The sequence below is a fragment of the Maricaulis sp. B-26 genome (assembly GCF_056857855.1).
This window is the reverse complement of the sequence record NZ_JBSXNX010000016.1, coordinates 126,184-144,628: the sequence shown is the minus strand read 5'-3', so window position 1 is coordinate 144,628 and position 18,445 is coordinate 126,184. Positions and strand designations below refer to the sequence as shown.

General features: G+C 62.9%; 16 protein-coding genes and 1 tRNA gene. 6 read left to right on the top strand and 11 right to left on the bottom strand.

What is annotated here, in order from left to right; all coding sequences use genetic code 11:
• The first annotated feature begins 6 nt into the window (after positions 1 to 6).
• Both AC13HB_RS04275 and AC13HB_RS04270 read left to right on the top strand, forming a co-directional pair.
• A complete protein-coding gene (locus AC13HB_RS04275; RefSeq protein ID WP_482948487.1) occupies positions 7 to 1,149 on the top strand; it encodes an alpha-hydroxy acid oxidase in 1,143 nt (380 codons plus the stop codon).
• A gap of 37 nt (positions 1,150 to 1,186) precedes the next feature.
• Positions 1,187 to 2,737, top strand: a complete 1,551-nt coding sequence (locus tag AC13HB_RS04270) for an acetolactate synthase large subunit (RefSeq protein WP_482948486.1) — start codon at positions 1,187 to 1,189, stop codon at positions 2,735 to 2,737.
• Here AC13HB_RS04270 and AC13HB_RS04265 read toward each other — a convergent pair.
• The 5 genes from AC13HB_RS04265 to AC13HB_RS04245 all read right to left on the bottom strand — a co-directional run bounded on the left by AC13HB_RS04265 (position 2,734) and on the right by AC13HB_RS04245 (position 8,960).
• Complete coding sequence (locus tag AC13HB_RS04265) at positions 2,734 to 4,581, bottom strand: ATP-binding protein (RefSeq protein WP_482948485.1); 1,848 nt, start codon at positions 4,579 to 4,581, stop codon at positions 2,734 to 2,736. The two genes, AC13HB_RS04270 and AC13HB_RS04265, sit on opposite strands and share 4 nt — an antisense overlap.
• Positions 4,582 to 4,658: 77 nt before the next feature.
• Positions 4,659 to 6,191 (bottom strand): vanadium-dependent haloperoxidase, encoded by a 1,533-nt coding sequence (locus AC13HB_RS04260; RefSeq protein ID WP_482948484.1) that lies wholly within the window; start codon positions 6,189 to 6,191, stop codon positions 4,659 to 4,661.
• A gap of 169 nt (positions 6,192 to 6,360) precedes the next feature.
• Positions 6,361 to 7,926: a hypothetical protein gene (locus AC13HB_RS04255; RefSeq protein WP_482948483.1), complete on the bottom strand. Its 1,566-nt coding sequence runs from the start codon at positions 7,924 to 7,926 to the stop codon at positions 6,361 to 6,363.
• 529 nt (positions 7,927 to 8,455) lie between these two features.
• Positions 8,456 to 8,827, bottom strand: a complete 372-nt coding sequence (locus tag AC13HB_RS04250) for a hypothetical protein (protein WP_482948482.1) — start codon at positions 8,825 to 8,827, stop codon at positions 8,456 to 8,458.
• 56 nt (positions 8,828 to 8,883) lie between these two features.
• Positions 8,884 to 8,960, bottom strand: a tRNA-Ile gene (locus tag AC13HB_RS04245).
• 192 nt (positions 8,961 to 9,152) lie between these two features.
• Between AC13HB_RS04245 and AC13HB_RS04240 the strand changes: the two genes are divergently transcribed.
• On the top strand, positions 9,153 to 9,872 hold the full coding sequence (locus AC13HB_RS04240; RefSeq protein WP_482948481.1) for an SIMPL domain-containing protein: 720 nt from the start codon (positions 9,153 to 9,155) through the stop codon (positions 9,870 to 9,872).
• 12 nt (positions 9,873 to 9,884) lie between these two features.
• Here the strand turns inward: AC13HB_RS04240 and panD are convergent, their stop codons facing one another.
• Positions 9,885 to 10,250 carry an aspartate 1-decarboxylase gene (gene panD / locus AC13HB_RS04235; RefSeq protein ID WP_482948480.1) on the bottom strand — a complete coding sequence of 122 codons (366 nt, stop codon included), beginning with the start codon at positions 10,248 to 10,250 and terminating at the stop codon, positions 9,885 to 9,887.
• A gap of 241 nt (positions 10,251 to 10,491) precedes the next feature.
• On the opposite strand from panD, the gene AC13HB_RS04230 reads away from it, so the two are divergent.
• On the top strand, positions 10,492 to 11,253 hold the full coding sequence (locus AC13HB_RS04230; protein ID WP_482948479.1) for a hypothetical protein: 762 nt from the start codon (positions 10,492 to 10,494) through the stop codon (positions 11,251 to 11,253).
• Entirely contained in the window at positions 11,253 to 12,152 is a 900-nt protein-coding gene (locus AC13HB_RS04225; protein ID WP_482948478.1) for a M23 family metallopeptidase, read from the top strand. Before AC13HB_RS04230 ends, AC13HB_RS04225 begins: the two co-directional genes overlap by 1 nt.
• A 9-nt stretch (positions 12,153 to 12,161) precedes the next feature.
• On the opposite strand, the gene AC13HB_RS04220 is transcribed toward AC13HB_RS04225, so the two are convergent.
• On the bottom strand, positions 12,162 to 12,581 hold the full coding sequence (locus AC13HB_RS04220) for a secondary thiamine-phosphate synthase enzyme YjbQ (RefSeq protein WP_482948477.1): 420 nt from the start codon (positions 12,579 to 12,581) through the stop codon (positions 12,162 to 12,164).
• 38 nt (positions 12,582 to 12,619) lie between these two features.
• Positions 12,620 to 13,498 carry a helix-turn-helix domain-containing protein gene (locus AC13HB_RS04215; protein ID WP_482948476.1) on the bottom strand — a complete coding sequence of 293 codons (879 nt, stop codon included), beginning with the start codon at positions 13,496 to 13,498 and terminating at the stop codon, positions 12,620 to 12,622.
• 177 nt (positions 13,499 to 13,675) lie between these two features.
• Between AC13HB_RS04215 and AC13HB_RS04210 the strand changes: the two genes are divergently transcribed.
• The gene (locus tag AC13HB_RS04210) at positions 13,676 to 14,335 is read left to right on the top strand and encodes a hypothetical protein (RefSeq protein WP_482948475.1); all 660 of its coding nucleotides are present in this window, start codon (positions 13,676 to 13,678) and stop codon (positions 14,333 to 14,335) included.
• Between the two features lie 67 nt (positions 14,336 to 14,402).
• On the opposite strand, the gene AC13HB_RS04205 is transcribed toward AC13HB_RS04210, so the two are convergent.
• The 3 genes from AC13HB_RS04205 to rpoD all read right to left on the bottom strand — a co-directional run bounded on the left by AC13HB_RS04205 (position 14,403) and on the right by rpoD (position 18,400).
• Entirely contained in the window at positions 14,403 to 15,317 is a 915-nt protein-coding gene (locus AC13HB_RS04205) for an aspartyl protease family protein (protein ID WP_482948474.1), read from the bottom strand.
• A 79-nt stretch (positions 15,318 to 15,396) separates the two neighbouring features.
• Positions 15,397 to 16,131, bottom strand: a complete 735-nt coding sequence (locus tag AC13HB_RS04200) for a helix-turn-helix domain-containing protein (RefSeq protein WP_482948473.1) — start codon at positions 16,129 to 16,131, stop codon at positions 15,397 to 15,399.
• Positions 16,132 to 16,321: 190 nt separating this feature from the next.
• Positions 16,322 to 18,400: an RNA polymerase sigma factor RpoD gene (gene rpoD / locus AC13HB_RS04195; protein WP_482948472.1), complete on the bottom strand. Its 2,079-nt coding sequence runs from the start codon at positions 18,398 to 18,400 to the stop codon at positions 16,322 to 16,324.
• Positions 18,401 to 18,445: the final 45 nt, after the last annotated feature.

Sequence of the window (18,445 nt, the reverse complement as noted above, 5' to 3'; positions counted from 1 at the left end):
CGCCGCATGAACCGGGTTGAAAACGCTCACAATATCGACGCCCTGCGCGAACTGGCACGGCGGCGGCTGCCGCGCATGGTATTCGACTACATCGACGGCGGCGCGGACGACGAGATTACCCTGCGCGCCAATGACACCCGGTACGGCGATTATGCGCTCAACTGGAAAGCCCTGGTCGATATCGCCGAAATCGACATGACGACGACGGTGATGGGCGCCCGGACGCGAGCTCCCATCATCGTCACGCCGACCGCAGCCCAGCGCCTCTTCCATCCACGGGGCGGTGAGGCTGCCGTCGCAAGGGCGGCGAATAAGGCCGGCCTGATCTACTGCCTCTCCACCCTCGCCTCCACCACGATCGAGGATATTGCGCACTTCACCGACGGACCGAAATGGTTCCAGGTCTATGTCTGGAAGGATCGCAGCCTGGTCGAGAAAGCCCTGGAGCGGGCCAAGGCCGCCGGATATACAGGCGTCATCCTGACCGTGGATGTCCCTGTCGCCGGCAATCGCGAACGCGATCATGTCAACGCCTTCACCATTCCCCCGAAGATCAATCGGAAGACCGTCAGCCAGGTCCTCGCCCGGCCGGGTTATCTCGCCGATATGGCGATGACGCCGCAGATCGCGGCCGCCAACTGGGCCGAACTCGATACCGGCGGCATGGGCATTGTCGAATTCCTCAACAGCCAGTTCGACCGCTCCGTCACCTGGGAGGATGCGAAATGGATGAAGGAGGTCTGGGGCGGTCCCTTCGCCATCAAGGGCATATCACGACCCGACGATGCACGGCGCTGCATCGATGTGGGCGCGGACGCCGTCTGGGTCTCCAATCATGGCGGGAGGCAGCTCGACACGGCACCGGCCACGATCGACACGCTGGCCGATATCGTCGCTGCGGTCGGGGACGAGGCGGAGGTCATCCTGGACGGCGGCATTCGCCGCGGCACCGACATCATCAAGGCCATCGCGCTCGGAGCCCGGGCCGTCGCGGTCGGACGCCCCTATCTCTTCGGCCTGGGTGCCGCCGGCGAAGCCGGCGTGACACGTGCTCTCGAAATTCTCACTTCCGCCCTTCAGCGCGACATGGCCCTGACGGGCGTTTCGCGCCTGGACGATTTGTCGCCGGACTTCGTCCGCATGCCCTGATAGACAGACCTCTACGACAACACCGGAGAGCCCGACCATGTTCGCTGCCGAAAGCCTTGTCCGCACGCTGATCAATCAAGGCGTCGAGGTCTGTTTCACCAATCCGGGCACCTCGGAAATGCACATGGTCGCCGCCCTCGACCGCATCGACGGCATGAAGTCGGTGCTCTGCCTGTTCGAGGGTGTCGCGACCGGCGCGGCGGACGGTTATGCCCGCATGGCCGGAAAGCCGGCCTGTACGCTGCTGCATCTCGGCCCCGGAGCAGGCAATGGTCTCGCCAATCTTCACAATGCGCGTCGCGCCTATGCACCCGTGATCAATATCGTCGGCGATCACGCCCGCGATCACGTCATTCTCGACGCACCGCTCACCAGCGATGTCGACGGCGTTTGCGAGCCGATGTCACGCTGGGTCGGCCGCGTCGGCGCGCCCTCCGAGGTCTCCGCCATGGCTGTGGAGGCCGTGCGCCAGGCCTACGGTCCGGAACGCGGCGTCGCCAGTCTTGTCCTCCCGGCCGACTGCGCCTGGTCCGACCAGGAACCCGATGTCCTGCCGGCGATCACGCCCCCCGCGCTCCAAACCATCGACAACAGCCGGATCGCAGAGGTCGCAACCGCTTTGCGCAACGCGGACAATCCGGTCATCCTGCTCGGCAATGATGCCTGCCTGGACGCGGGTCTGGAAGCGGCAGGCCGGATCGCGGAAGCCACGGGTGCCCGCCTTTTCATGGACACTTTCGTACCCCGCATCGCCCGCGGCCATGGCCGGGTATCGCCCAAGCGCCTGGCCTATTTCGGCGAACAGGCGCTGGAGGAACTTGCCGGTACGGACCTGCTGGTCGTCGCCGGGTCGAAGCCGCCCGTGGCCTTCTTCGCCTATCCCGGACAACCCGGCGAGCTGACACCTGAAGGCACGAATACCGTTACGCTCGGCGGTGCTGCCGACGACATGGGCGCGGCACTAAGCGCATTGGCTTCCGAACTCGGCGCCGATAAAGCTCCCTCGAAACCCCAGCGCTCCCAGGCCCCGAAACTCTTCCCGGACGAGGCGCTCAATCCCGGCTATGTCGGCATCTCGCTCCTGCGGCACATGCCCGAGGACTCGATCATCTGCGACGACTCGACCACTTCGGGCATAGGCGTGTTTCCCTGGATCGACGAAGGCCCCCGCCATGACTGGCTCTGCCTGACGGGCGGATCGATCGGCTCCGGAATGCCGCAAGCGGTCGGCGCGGCACTGGCCTGCCCGGACCGCCAGATATTTGCCCTGTGCGGCGACGGAGCAGCCGCCTACACGCTGCAGGCTCTGTGGACGCAGGCACGCGAAAAACAGAATGTCATCAATGTGGTCTTCGCCAATCACTCCTACCTGGTGCTGAACGTCGAGCTGGCACGGGTCGGAGCGGGCAATCCTGGCCCTGCCGCAAAGCAGATGCTGTCGCTCGAGGAGCCGCGGATGGATTGGGTAAAGCTGTCGGAAGGTTTCGGAGTCACCGCACGGTCGGCCCGAACGGCAGGCGAGTTCGACACGGCGCTCGCAACCGCGCTCGCCGAAGGCGGTCCCCAGCTGATCGTGGCAGAAATCTAGGCGCTGGCAGAACGCGGCGGCGTATCGCCGGTACCCCGGCCAGTCGCCGGATCGGACCCGTCCTGTGCCCTTGTTTCGCGCGTCAGCAGGACCTCCAGGACGGAGCGCAGGGCGTTCAGCTCGACAGGCTTCGGCAGATAGGCATCGAAGCCTTCCTTCGCGAATTCGCGGCGATGGTCGTCGGATGCCAGAGCCGTGACTGCCACGATCATGGCATCACCGGACGTCCCGCCTTCGCGGATGCAATGCATCGCGCTGACGCCGTCCATTTCGGGCATCTGCACATCCATGAAGACGACGTCATAGGTGAATGACGCCGCCTTGTTGACGGCCTCTCGGCCACCCGAAGCGATATCGATGACAGTGTCGCTATGCGGGCAGATCTGCTTGACCATGGCCTGCATGACGATCTGGTTGGTCTTGACGTCGTCGACGACCAGGATGCGCGCCGGGATATCCAGAGTTTGCGGCGCGGCAATCTCCTCGATCTCCTCGGCCGGATCCGGACTGGCGACAGTCATGGGAAGGCTCAGCGTGAAGGTTGATCCACGCCCCAGATCGCTGGAAACGGTCAGGTCGCCACCCATTTTCCGCGCAAGGCGGCGGCAGATGGTGAGGCCGAGTCCCGTCCCGCCATATTTACGGGTCGTCGATGTATCGACCTGGCTGAAGGCATCGAAGATCAGATCCTGCTTGTCGCGCGCAATACCGATCCCGGAATCGCGAACGCTCAGCGTGATCTCGCTGCGACCGGTATCAGGATCGGACTTCTCTCGCAGCATCACGGAAATCTTGCCCGCATTCGTGAACTTCACGGCATTGGCGAGCAGGTTGTTGACGATCTGCCGGAAACGAAGCGCATCCCCGGCGACCACGAAATCGTGCGGAATCTGGCTTGATAGGGTCAGCTCGACGCCCTTGGCATCGGCCTGCGGACGCCAATGGGTTGCAGCGTTGTCGACCAGCCGGCCGAGGTCGAAACTGCCGTCTTCGAGCTCGAGACCGCCTGCCTCTATCTTCGAGAGGTCGAGAATTTCGTTGAGCAGATGAAGGAGATGCTGGCCGGACTCGTCGATCAGACCGAGGCTTCGACGGTGGTGGTCGGACAGCTTGCGGTCTTCCAGAAGAACGCTCGTCATGCCCAGAACGCCGTTCAGCGGCGTACGGACTTCATGGCTCATATTGGCGATGAATTCCGACTTGGCGCGATTGGCCTCACGGGCCTCGGCGAGCGCCCTTTCAAGGCGCTGGTTCGAATTGCTCAGAACCCGCTGGGCTTCGGTCGTCGCCGATCGGAAACTGGATCCGAACAGCACGATCCAGACGCAGGAAAAACCCGCCGCCAGAACGAGGATATTGAGCATCTCCTCCGGGCTGTAACTGAAGGTCCGGCCAGGCCCTGCACCGCCATACCAGGCCACGATGCCGAAATAGACGGCGATCGGCGGGACGATAAAGGCAAGGCCGCGCATGCCCCAGGCGATGTAGGCGCCCAGAATGATGCCCGGCAGGTAAAGCGTTCCGGGCGGAAATGATCCGCGATTGGCCCAGGCCGCAGCCAGCAGCACGGCGAGCCCGAGGCCGATCATCAGGCCGATAACGAGATTGGGACGGCGCAGACGCAGACCGAGGCCACCGATCACGGCAGCGACAAGTGCGGACGCCACGCCAAGCTCGGCCATGCCCGGCTCGCCATCGACGACGAACGTCAGAACGAGAGCATTGACCAGACCCATGAGAGTGAAAACGGCCGTAAAGGCGACCGCGACACGCGATCGCACGGCATGATCGAAATCAGTCAGCGGATTGGCGCCGGTCAGGCGGTCTACGCGTCTCCAGATCATCTCCGGATCTCCTCTCCCGAAGACGGTTCTACACTTCCAAGGTTAATATTTTAGTGTATGGGCGGGCGCCGAGCCCCTCAAGGTTGTGCAGAACTGTCATCCTCCACCAGGTCGAGTGGCAGCGGATTTTCGATCGTGGCCGTGCCGTCGAAATAGCTTTCGATGATCGGCCAGTCATAGGCGGAAACATGCCGCCCCATGGCGAGCCCTTCGATATTGTCGGCCATGATGTGATACCCGCCGTAAAGACGCGAGATACCGGCCTGATCCGCCGTATAGGAGAAGGTCGGAAAATCCAGCGTAACAGGCGTACCCGGTCCTGGTTCCGTCATTGAGCCTGCCATCACTTCGACGCTGTAGCCGAATTCGTCACTGCCAGTGAAACGCCGCAGCGTGTCGGCGGCAGCCGCCGAAATTGTGGAGTGACCTGACGGATAGCCCGCGAAGGGCGGCGTCGGAAAGACCGCGGGCGAATAGGGCATCCAGCGGCTGGCCGGCAATTCGGATCGCCCCTCGCCCGGACCGCCCCATGCGTCGATCACTTCCTCTCCGAAATAGTGACGAATGAGTGTCCAGGGCCGCGAGGTGTCGTAATAGATCTTGCTGTCCCAGGACGCGATGAAGGCGTCCATGGAGACGTTGGCGACCGCGAAATACATGCGCACATCCGTATCGAGATCGGTCTGATCGCGGCAGGAGACGACCTGCGACATCTGCAGCCAGTGTCCCGACTGCCCGGTCGAGGCGGGACCGTCGCGCATGAACTCCACCAATGCCTTCTGATCCGGCGTCAGATCGGCATTCATCTCGGCGACCTGCTCCGTTTCGGCCAGAAGCTGGTCGCTGTCGACGACCGGCGGCGGCGGCGCGCGGAACTGGTCGGCGCTGTCCAGACCGAACGTATCCACACGGTACCAGTGCGGCGTCAGCCAGGTCTGGACGGCCACGCCGCCATTCCCGTCACTTGCGGGGATCGGCTGCCAGCGATCCGGATCGTTGATCTGGTAAGGCCCGTTCACCGGACGGTACATGATGTATTCCGAATAGGGCGTTCCGTCCGACCCCGCCTCGTCGCCGAGCTGGTTGGCACCGTCATGGTGCCGGGCCTCGACCACGGCGAGCGCGGCGAGGCGTCCGATTCCCTCCGGCGTCTCTGCGTCCTCGCTGGCGATATCAGCGTCATAGCCCGCCGCCGCGAACGCGTCGCGAATGCGCGCCGCCTCGTCGGGGAACTGATCTAGCAGGGCATAATAGGCCGCATAGGCGATCGCCGTCCGCTTGTTCTCAAGCGTTCGCTCGGCTTCTGGTCGGCGCAGGGCGGCGCCGTAGCGTGTGCCGACGGCTGTGGCGTCATAGGCGGCCCAGGCATCGAAGACGGCTGTCTGGACGATCGCCATCTGGCGAGACAGCACGGTCGGGCGCGCACCGACGCGCAGGACTTCGTGGGCCGACACGTCGAGCAGGACATCGAGCCAGTGATAGGCCTCGCTGGGATGCCAGTCGCTTTCAGTGACAAAGTCATCGCAGGTTTGCATGGCCTGGGCATTGGCTGGCGCAGGCACTTGTGTCGCGAGGCCGAGCGCCATCGTCGAGACGAACAAATCAAGCATGAAAATCTCCCCTCAGTGCGTATGGCATACGCCTATGTCCGCGTGATCTCAAGGCAGCAGGAAGGCGCACCACATATTCATGGTTGTCTTTTTCCCGAAACAAAAGGGGCGGCGCCTGCCGGCGCCGCCCTTGTCTGGGTGCGGACCGAAGTCCGACTGATCCGGATCGTCAGAATGCAGCCTGCACGCCGAAGGTGAGGATGTCCGTCTGCGCATCGCGCTCGGACCAGGTCGCACCACCCGGCAGGTTGCCACCACTGAGGAAGTTGAGCGGGACCCAGCCATCCGTGTGGATGTATTCGCCGAACAGGTTGACCGAAGGCGTCACGAAGTAGCCGAGTCCGGCAACCCACTGGTCCTGGCGTTCCCAGGGCGCACCGTCATCGCCGGCACGAAAGCGGCTGAACTCGAGCGAGATGTCGAGATCGCTGTCGCGGCCAATATCGAGGCCGTAGCGGCCGCCGAAGGTGAAGGACACGGTTTCCTGGGCCTCGAAAACGCTGAGCGGGTTCGGCGCCGGAACGGCAGAACCCGGCCAGACGTCCGTCGTCTGTGCGTATTCGCCCAGCAATTCCAGATCGCCCAGATTGATACGCGAATAGACGGCCCAGGCCGGGTTGTTCTCGTCGCACGGGTTGAAGTGGAAAACCGGGTAGGCCTGGCAGTACGGGCTGCCATGTTCGTAGCTCGCTCCGACCATGAAGCTGTCGCCATCGCCGAACGTGCCGGTGTAGTTGGCGTCGATCGCGAAATTGTTCACGCGCGACGGCACGTTCGTGCCCTGGACCGAAGTGTTGGCAGCGCGGAACTGGGCACCACCCTGAATCGCCATGGCGCGCAGGTGGAGACCATTGTCGTAATAGCCAACCAGACCGCCATAGGCGAGGCCGGCAAAGGCGTGCCAGTTCGACGAATTGGTGAACGGGCTGACCGTATCGTTGAGGCCGAAGGGCGTGTCAATCTTGCCGATGGCGGCGTAGACCGGCGAATTGTCCAGATTGCCCCACATCACATAGGCGCGGCGGAGCTGGATCTGGTTGCGGCCGAGGGCCGTGATCGTGCCCTGACCGAAGCTCTGCTCGGGATCGTAGAGCAGCTCGATATAGCCGGTCATGTTCTCGCTCAGGCGGGCGGTCGTCGCCAGCTGCGCCGAGTGTACGACGAATTCCGAAACTTCCTCGCCGATCTGGTTGTTTGAGGTCGGGTGGCGCATCAGCCAGCCGAATTTCGTGTCGGAGTTGGAACGCTGGTAGTTCGCAAGCGCCGTGATGGCGCCGCCGAGCGTCACGCGATGGTTCAGCTCGCCATTCCGCATCGCCTCCAGCTGAACGAGCTGGCGGGTATTCACGTTCTCGGCGTGGTCCAGAACGCGATAGCTGTATTCCGAGCTCAGACCGACGAAGTTCTCGCCCATGGCGCTCTGCGCATCGGCCATGTGGGCCTGGTGCATGTCGGCGTGATACGGCGTGGTGGCAACATTGTCCGCCGGCGCATGGTGCGGCATCGGCGCCTGGCCAGCCCCATGATGCGGGCCGTGAGCGGCCGCCGGAGCCGCTTCGCTTTCCATCTGGCCTTCGAGATATTCGAGCAGACGGCGATTGGTCTCCTCGAGTTGCGCGATCCGCGCTTCCAGCTCGCTGATACGGGCTTCATCCACATCGCCGTCCGCGAACGCCGGCGCAACGCTTCCAGCCAGCGCGAGCAGGCTCGCGCCGCCAATCAGAACACTTTTCACTTTGACGTCCCCTGTCTTGAAATATCGACCGTCCCTGGCCGATAACGCCGCACTCCTAGTGCGGTTTTCTTAGGCCAGCAAGTCGCCATTTGAACGTTTTTCGGGAAATATAATATCAGCGCAACCTGACCCTGTTCCGGGTCCCGGCTCACCGGTTTGAACGCCCGGACTTTTCCTTTTCCCACAAGGCCTTCGGTCGCCAGGCGCATCCGCGCAACACTTGCCGGATATTGCGCGCACCGGCGCGGCAGGCATTCGGGAGACAACGGGAATATCGGGACGGAGAATGGTGGGCCCGGAGGGCATAAGTCAACCGTTATAAATCAATACCTTGGTAAGATTTTGACCTGCCGAATTGGTCGTACTGTTCGATAGGGTTCGCGGAAAGTGTCTTTGGCGTGGAGTAGGGCACAGATTCTCAGCCATAGAGTCTGCATGACAAGTCACACGGATACGGCTCTCGTGTTCCAGTCGCCCGCTTGCGGTCAAACCGCTCTGCACGGGATCAGCTCGCAGTCTTCGAAAGGAATTAGTGCTGAGGGTTGCGCTCCAAATAGTCTCCGCAGTCAATCAAATACTGCTGATTTTCAGAGGTATAGACCTGCGGCAGAAAAAACGCCGCCCAAACCATCGGAGCGAAGACCACTAACGCAAGCGCCAAACCAGCCCGTCCTCTCCACGCTAGGACAGCTGCAGCGATCAGAGTAATCAAACCAAGAGGCGGCCAAAACATCATAATCCCGTACAATCGATCAAGGTCGGCCTCAGCGACATCGAGCAATGTGAGTGGGTTAGCCACCACAAACGACGCCAAGACAAACCAGATGAGCGCCGCTGTACCGACTACAATTCTGCTTAATATTCTCATCGGTATCCCAATCTCGGCATCTTCATCCAACACGCTGGATAAATCGCGACAACCAATAGCCCAATGAATACAAGTACTTACAATGATAGTGGTGGGCCCGGAGGGACTCGAACCCCCAACCAAGCGGTTATGAGCCGCCGGCTCTAACCAATTGAGCTACAGGCCCGCTCGACAGAGCGTCGCTATCGATACCGGCAAGGCGAGCCGCCGCCAAGTCGGCATCGCAGGCTTGCGCGGGAAAACTGACAGAACCGTAATGCGCGTGGCATAATCAAGGCCTGCCCGTTCAGGGTGCAGACAGCGCGGATGTGGCTGGTTAGGGTTCCTATCGACAGACGTCCCAATGGAGACCACCGACATGATCCGCGCACTCCTGGCCTCGACGGCCGCCCTCGCCTTCATCACCCTGCCCGCCTGCGCCCAGAGCGCGGACGAGGCGGCGCCGACGCTATCGCTCTCGGCCAGCGCCGATATTCAGCTGGCGCCCGAGTTTGCGGATGTGCGCGCAGGCGTCGTGACGCGCGCCGAAACGGCCGAGGCGGCTGTTCGTGCCAATGCCAATGCCATGTCCCAGGCCTTCACCGCCCTGCGTCGCGCCGGCGTCGCCGAGAATGACATGCAAACGGCCCGTCTCTCGGTTTCGCCCGTCTACGACAATCGCCGCGAGGAAGGCGGTACACGTCTGGAAATCATCGGCTATGAGGCGCGCAATACCGTATCGGCGCGCGTGCGCGACACCGGCGATGTCGGCGAAGTCATCGATGCCATGGTGACGGCCGGCGCCAATTCGATCGACAGCGTCTCATTCGGTGCGGAAGACACGGACGAGGCCATGGATACGGCTCGCCGCGAAGCCATCGCCGATCTTCTCGAAAAGGCCGAACTCTTTGCCGATGCAGCCGGATTCGAGCTGTGCGGCATCCGGCGGATGAGCGAAGGCGGAAGCGTGCCGCAACCGGTCTTCGAAGCCCGCACGTTCGGCATGTTCGAAGATGCAGCCGCCCCGACACCTGTTGCAGCCGGACAGCTGACGCTGACCGCCACGGTCAGCGCCGACTTCTGCATCTCGCAGGAATAGGCAAATCTGCGCTTAAGCGGCTTCCGGCTTGGCCACGACCTGGTTGTGCTCGTCCAGAAGGACGACGACCGGGTCGTGCTGCTCGGCCTCGGCCGCTTCCATCTCGGCATAGGCGACGACAATGATGCGGTCGCCGACCTGGGCCAGACGGGCGGCGGCACCATTGATGCCGAAGGTCCGGCTGCCGCGCGGCGCTTCGATGGCATAGGTGGTGAAACGCTCGCCATTATTGATGTTGAGCACGTCGACCTGCTCGTACGGCAGGATGCCGGCCGCATCGAGATAGTCGCGGTCGATCGAGATCGAGCCTTCATAATGCAGGTCTGCCTGGGTCACCGCGGCCCGGTGCAGCTTGCTCTTCATCATGGTGAGGCGCATGGCGCTCCTCCGAACTTACGATTATTGCGCTGCACATACGTGCGCGGGACGGAAAATTCAACGCCCCACAACCGAATAGCGCGTCTTCAATTATCACCTCTTCGTGCGATTCCTTTATGGCCGGGTAAACGCGACTCCTGCGTACCGGATGCGATGAACGCTGAGTGAGCACCTGCATCATTAACCGGACATGCGCCCTGCGCGAAAATCCGCTATGGTTTCGCTTTGAAACGGGTTTGCCATGACTGTACGGACGCCGCATCTCATTCCCCTCGCACTCGCCCTGGCCGCGACGACCGCCAGCGCCGCACAGGATAGTGCTCAAGAGGCCGATCCGCCGACGGCCCGCACGCTCGAGACCGATTTGCAGCCCGCAAGCCCGCTCAATCAGACCGCGCTCGACCCGGCCGTCCTGAACCGGGCGGCACTCTCAACCGAACGCGCAACTGCCACGCCGGAAGAGCCCCGTGTGATGCCGATCAACTGGGACAACGCGCTTGCGGACATGCGCCGGCAGACCGTCATCAGCCAGCAGGAACTGTCCTCCGCTCAATCGCTGGCGCAATTGCCGCGTCCCGACAATGCCCAGCTGGTCGACGTGACCGGGACGCGTCTTCCGGTTCTGGTTCCGAACATGGCAACGCTGGGGATTGATGAAACGCCGCGGATCGCACTCTTCCCGCACGAAAATTTCTACACGCTATCCATCACCGGTTCGAATTTCCTGATCGAGGTGTTCGGCACGCGGATGGCGCATGCCGAAGTTCCCGACGCGCGGGTCGCCCGGCAATTGGGTCAACGCGACAACAAGGGCTACCGGATCGTCCGGACGGAATATGGCCAGGAGCTGACCTTCAATCGCTACGGTGCCGCCTACTCGATCACGATCGAGTGCGATGATCCGCGTTTCGATCCGCGCTGTACGAGCGACAGTTATGCCCGCCAGGTCGCAAACGGACTGCTCGTCGCTGCCGGGACCCCGGCCGGTCAGGGAGAACGCTGATGTCACGCTCGACCGAAGTCTCGCTTGCCATGATGATTGCCGCGACCGGCGTCGCCGCCATGGTGTTCTGGCCTCCTGATACCGGTCTCGGCGATATCGCGGTCGACACGCCCGAACTGGTAGAGCTCGATCCGGGCGAAGACGATACGCCCGAACCTGCCGAGGATGGGGAGCCGGACACGGAACCGGACGCCGATGACGATACCGGACCCGTCGCCGAAGAGCCGGACGACGACGTCTTGCCTGCCGCGCAGTATGACGAGGCCGGAGAGGCCTTCACCTGGCTTCCCGCAGGAGACCTCATCGAGGGCTCCGGCACCGGGCAGCCCCTGCAGATCAACTATGTCCCGGGCATGCGCTTTCCTCTCGAAGCGGGGCGCGCCTTCGCCAACAGCCAAGTCTATAATTATGGCGGCTATCTCGGCCCGGCCGGAGGGCAGTGCAATGCGCAGAACTACGCCTATTCCTGGCGCGACAATTTCTGCGAAACGCGGGGCTACAGCACGCCCATGTGCCCGACCGGCGAAGGCCACCAGGGACAGGACATCCGTCCTGCGACATGCCAGGACGCCGTCCACTGGGCGGTTGCCGCCGATGACGGCACCATTACCTCGATCGGCAGCTATTCTGTCCGCCTTATGAGCGACGACGGAGTTCGCTATACCTATCTCCATCTCGAGAAGGATACGCTCCAGGTCGAAGTCGGCGATCGTGTCAGCCAGGGCGAACGGCTCGGTTTCGTCTCCAACGAATTCGGTTCGACCGCCACCACGATCCACCTCCATTTTGAGATCCAGATGGCGATCGATACCGGATCGGGCATCCAGAACACGCCGGTCCCGCCCTATCTCGCCCTGGTGGACAGCTATGAGCGACTGATCGAGAGCCCGGGGAGCTGAACCGTCGGATCAGGCGAGGTGAAGAACGACCTCGCGCCGGTGCGGCGCGCGCCGGTGCTCGAACAGGTACAGCCCCTGCCACGCCCCCAGAAGCATGCGCCCGTTCTCGACGGGAATGCCGATCGATGTGTGGGTCAGCGCCGCCTTGATGTGGGCCGGCATGTCGTCCGGCCCTTCCGTCGTATGCGTCAACCAGTGCATGGATGGATCGTCGGCATCGGGTACAAGCCGCGCAAAGAAGGCCTGGAGGTCGCGCTGCACATCCGGGTCAGCGTTTTCCTGGATCGTCAGCGAGCATGATGTGTGGCGCACATAAGCCGTCAGCAAGCCCTCGCGAGGGTTTACTTCGGATACGAATTTTTGTGCTTCGCGCGTGAACTCATGGAGGCCGGGGCCGTGTGTCTGGATGTGGAGCCGGTGCAATGACATGCGTTCAGGATGTCCCGGCCGCTTCCGGGCGTCCAGTGTCAGAGACCAGGCTTTTCCAGTACCGGCCCGCGCGCGAGCGAAGTCGCATAGAGCATTCGCATCATGCCCGGCGTATCGGAGGATACCGTCCGGGCGATCCTGTCGCGCACGTGCCCGGGTACCCGGTCCGGCGGGATGATCGGGTCGAGCGCCTCGACCTCGTCCTCGAAATACTCGTCGTCGGCGGCCGGATCGCCACTGAGATCGCCAATGCGTTCCATGACGCAGGCCGAACAGGCCGGCGAACTGCCGGCATCGCGCAGGGTGGCGATATTGATCCCGTCCAGCACTTCCGCGCGCTGACGTGCAATCCCGTTGAAAATGCCGAACATCATCGTGGTGTGGCTGGCGTCCCAGCCGACCGAGAAAAACTGATGCTGCAGAAGCAGGGCCCAGCCATGATAGCGCTCGCCCTCGATCCCGGTCGTGAACCCGATCAGGCCGTCCGGACGACGACGGATCATGGTGATGTCGCAGAGGTAATGCCCTGGCAGATCGCTCGAGGACCGGACCGTTCGCCAGAATCCTTCATACGCCTTGCCACGCATTTTCCCGCCTCGAAGACCTTCCTCGAACAGGGCCTGCGGGACGAGGTCAGCACCTGCCGGCCTCTCGGATACCGGCTCCAGTTCGGCGCCCAGCATTGCCGCGAATTCCGGCAGGGGGCGTTCCCAGTCATGCATGGTAAAGCCGTCGACCTGACCGGCGATAAAGCGCGTGAGATTAGCGAGATTGTGTTCGGAGGGAATAACGGTGCCCGCCACCCATCGTCCGACCAGCGATTTGTCGACATTGATAGCCGCCGCCAACCCTGTCCGGCTCATGACCAGCGTCTTCAACACACAGCGCAACTTGTCCGAAAAATGATCGGGTCTCATGACCTGGCCCTCACGCCCGGTCGCAGCATGCAACGGTTGTGCAACTCCATGCAACCCCCATGTGCGCCGGCGCTTGCGTTTGCACCTGCGCGCATGCCGCCGGGTATCGCAAAAGGCGCCTCGTCATCGCCGCGGACCGGGAGGGACGGACGCGGAACCAAAGGGAGAGACCTAAAGATGAAGACCCAAATCCTGAACCAGGCCGTCATTGCCGGCTTTGTCGCTATCGCCGCTTTCGGCACCATCCAGGGCAACGCCTTCGCGCAATCCAGCGAAGGACGTCTTTCGCAGAACGAGCACACCACGGTCGAGACGGCCAATACGGTGCAGGCGCCCGGCATCGCCGAAACTGCTGTCGGTCTTCTGCTGCCCGCGGTCCAGCGCGCTCGTGCCGAGCGCAACCAGGAGGCTCGCGGTCTGAGCCAGAACGAACACACGACGGTGGAAACGGCCGAAACGGTTCAGGCCCCCGATACCGCGGCAACGGCCATCGGCCTTCTCCTGCCCGCTGTCCAGCATGCCCGTGCCCACCAGGCGCAGCGCCGCCGCGGGATGAGCCAGAACGGTACCACGGTCGAGACCGCCGATACCATCCGGGCGCCGGAAACGGATGAAGGTCGTGCTCGAGGGCTCAACCAGAACGAGCATACTACCGTCGAAACCGCCGACACCGTTCAGGCCCCGCGGGGCGAAGACGGGGCGCGTGGCCTGAGCCAGAACGAACACACCACGGTCGAGACGGCCGATACGGTGCAAGCTCCGGAAACGGATGAGGAAGCCAGCCTGTTGCTTCCGGCCGTGCAGAAAGTGCGCGAAGCCGCGAGCCGGCGCGACTGAGCCGGGGACCGACGCCGTATCCAATGGGAAAGGCCGGGCAATCGCCCGGCCTTTCTTTTTCTGTTCCCTATTGGAGAACGCGGAACACCGCCAGGTCGTAGTCAAGCGCGAAGCCGCGAAGCTCCGACAGCCGGTCCATTCCGAGAATGAGCGCCGGCGTTCCGGTCAATCCGAACGTCCGGAAAGTCGGCGAGTCGATGATTGTCAGGGCTCCCGTGCCGAGCCGGGCCGACCCGATCTCGATACCGGCAGCAAAACCCTCTACCCGCTCGATTTCATGCTGGCTCACCCCCATGCGCTGCGACGTGACGGCGTCCGTCTCAGCCCGGTCGGGCATGGCTGCGAGCAAGGCCGGGTTGGCGAAGCTTTCCGCCGCGCCGGTATCGATCACGGCGATGGCCTCCACGCCATTGACGCTGACCGGCACCAGAAAGAAGCCGCCATACATCAAGCGTGCAGACACCGCATCGCCAAGGCCGGCCTCGGCTCCGGCGCCGAAGCCGACGGTCCGCTCCGCCCAGTCGAAGACGATACGGCCCGATGCAAAGATGTCCTGACCGATAATACCGTCATGCCCGTGGCCACCGGCGTCGAACTCGCCCGTCAGCGAATAATAGTATCCATCCTCGACAAGGCGCCCGCCGACCTCGAACGTATCTAGCGCGTACATCGGGACGGTTCGGTGCCCCGCGACACCGGCGATTTGCGCCTGCATGCCCGGCGCCGGCTCCAGTCCCAGTTCATCGATGACCGGGGCGCCGATACCCGTGCGCTGCGCCGCCGTGTCGACGACGAAGTCGAAGGCGGCTTCGCCATTCACATTCGCCGACACCACCGGACGGCCCGACGCATCGAACCGGAGCGGGATCGGTCCGCCATCGGCATGAGCCAAAGGCGCAACCAGGCCTGCGGTGGCCGTTATGGAGAGAAGTGCGGCTGTACCGTGCGACCTCAGCCGGGCCGCAAAAGAAGTCTGTGTCATCCTGTTTTCCTTCGCCATTGCGTGGGATGACACACGCATAATCCGGTGCGACCGGGCCCGTATTGGACGAATGTGATCTTCAGGCGGCGGGGCGCAGGCTGCGCGGACTGGACCCCGTGCGCGCCCGGATCGCGCGGCACATATGGCTTTGATCGCAGAAACCGGCCTCTATCGCGATTTCGCTGAGTGCTGCATCGGTCTCGAGAATGAGGCTTGTCGCCCTCAGAGTCGCGGAAATTTGCCGCGCCGCGACTGGAGAGCACCCGAAGGCGTCGGCATATTGCCGCGAAAAATGCTCGCGGCTGACCCGGAAGCGCTCCGCTAGCGCGCAGATCCGCGTATCGCTGCCCTCGATCTCGATCCGAGCCTCACGCAACCAGGCCGGCAGGGGCCTGTCATCACCCGTCGTGCCGCGGCACAGGCGAGCGAGATAGGCATAAAGGTCAAGTTCTCCGGCGAGCCCGCGCTCGGCGTCCGGCGGGTCTTCGCCGGCTTCGAGACGCACATGGCTGTGTCCGAACAACCGCCCCAGCCGCCGCGTCAGCGCCTTGTCGCGCAGGTGGATATTGCGACACGCAGCGCCCGCCGCGCCGACATGCAGCGTATGGCCAAGTCCCGCCGGCGAAAGCCGTAGCTGGCCTCCGGACACATGGAAACTTCCATCCCCCTGCGCCTCTTCGAATCCGCCATCCTCGACAACGAGAAGGTGCCAGCTGTCATGGGCATGACCGGCATGACGTTCGCCCGGCCTCATACTGAAGCGTGCCTGGCTGAACGTGCAGGATGCAGGCGAAGGCGGTTGAAGCGCTGTCATGACGGCAATTTACCGGACGATCGCCACGCTGCTGAGACAAATCGACAATCTGACGAGGATTTAACGCGAAGGTCGGCTGGCGGTCATGTCTGCCTGGAAGAACGGCGCAGGCCTGACAGCAAAAAGGCCGCCCGGTCGGGCGGCCTTTGAAAATGTCCACGATCCCGGCCCGCAAGCGGATCTGCGGGGATCAATTGTCCAGGAAGCTCCTGAGTTTGCGCGAACGGCTCGGGTGTTTGAGCTTACGCAGCGCTTTCGCCTCGATCTGGCGGATACGTTCGCGGGTGACCGAGAATTGCTGGCCGACTTCCTCGAGCGTGTGGTCGGTATTCATGCCGATCCCGAAGCGCATGCGGAGCACGCGCTCCTCGCGCGGCGTGAGCGAGGCGAGCACGCGGGTCGTAGTCTCACGAAGATTGGCCTGGATAGCGGCATCGATCGGCAGGACCGCATTCTTGTCTTCGATGAAGTCGCCAAGGTGGCTGTCTTCCTCGTCGCCGATCGGCGTTTCCAGCGAAATTGGCTCCTTGGCGATTTTCATCACCTTGCGAACCTTCTCGAGCGGCATGGCCAGCTTCTCAGCCAGTTCTTCCGGAGTCGGTTCGCGGCCGATCTCGTGCAGCATCTGGCGCGAGGTGCGGACGATCTTGTTGATCGTCTCGATCATGTGCACCGGGATACGGATGGTGCGGGCCTGGTCGGCGATCGAGCGGGTGATCGCCTGGCGGATCCACCAGGTGGCATAGGTGGAGAACTTGTAGCCGCGGCGGTATTCGAATTTATCGACGGCCTTCATCAGGCCGATATTGCCTTCCTGGATAAGATCCAGGAATTGCAGGCCGCGATTGGTGTATTTCTTGGCGATGGAGATGACGAGACGCAGGTTCGCCTCGACCATTTCCTTCTTCGCCACGCGCGCCTCGCGCTCGCCCTTCTGGACGGTGCGGACGATGCGGCGCAAATCCTCGATCGGCACGCCGGCACGCTGGGTCAGATCGGCCAAATCGTCACGAATCTTGCCCGCATCTTCACGTTCACGGTCCACGAACCGGGCCCAGGCCTTGGACGTATCGGCCATGGAACTCGGCCATTCCGGATTTAGTTCGTTTCCGAAATAACTATCCATGAACTGCGCGCGCGGCACGCCGTGCGCGTCGGCCATACGCAGCAGCTTGCCTTCCAGCGTCATGCGTTCCTTGTTGATCGCATAGAGCTGTTCGACCAGCGCCTCGATACGGGCATTGTTCAGGTGCATCGTGTTGAGGTGAGTCACGATGGAGTTCTGCAGCGCCTCATATTTCTCGCGGCTCTGCTTGGTGAGGTCCTTGCCCTCGATACGGGCTGCGACGAGCTTGTCCTGGAGCTTGCGGAAGGCCGCGAAATCGCTCGCGATCAGGTCGAGCGTCTCCATGACTCCGTCGCGCAGTTCGGCTTCCATGGCGGACAGGGAGAGCGACGCGCCGTCATCATCATCGTCGTCGTCATCATCCTCGCCGGAGCCCTCGGTCTCCTCGCCGTCCTCCTCGTCGTCGTCGGACTTGGTCTTTTCGTCCTCGTCCGGCTTGCCGGACGGACCGGCCTGTTCGGGCGTCGGCGTTTCGCCTTCGCCGGTGTCCTCTCCGTCCTCGTCCTCATCATCGCCAGCCGCTTCGGCCTGTTGGCCGCCATAGGTGGCGTCGAGGTCGATAATGTCGCGCAGCAGAACCTGGCCTTCCTGGAGCTCGTCGCGCCAGACCATGATGGCCTCGAAAGTCAGCGGGCTCTCGCAGAGGCCGCGGATCATCGCATTGCGGCCGGCCTCGATGCGCTTGGCGATCGCGATTTCGCCTTCGCGTGACAAAAGCTCGACCGAGCCCATCTCGCGCAGATACATGCGGACCGGGTCGTCGGTACGATCGGCAGAGGACGGCGTATTCTGACCGACCACGGCAGTCTTGCTCGCGCCGGCCACGGCGCGACTTTCGCTTTCCTCCGATTCCTCGGAATCGTCGCTCGAGTCGGCGGCCTTGGCATTATCGCCGTTTTCGTCATCGGCATCAGGGTCGTTGTCGACCACATTGATACCCATTTCCGAAAGCTGGGCGAGCACGTCCTCGATCTGCTCGGAGGAGAACTCCTCGCTCGGGAGAACCGCATTCAGCTCGTCATGAGTCACATAACCGCGCTTCTTGGCGGTCTTGATCATGTTCTTCACCGACTGGTCCGTCAGGTCCAGCAGCGGGCCGTCCTGCGCTTCCGTCGATTCGTTGGCTTCAGCCGGTTTGCTCATGTATTCGTCCCTGTCGCGCTGTCAGCTGCGCACAATGGTAAAACT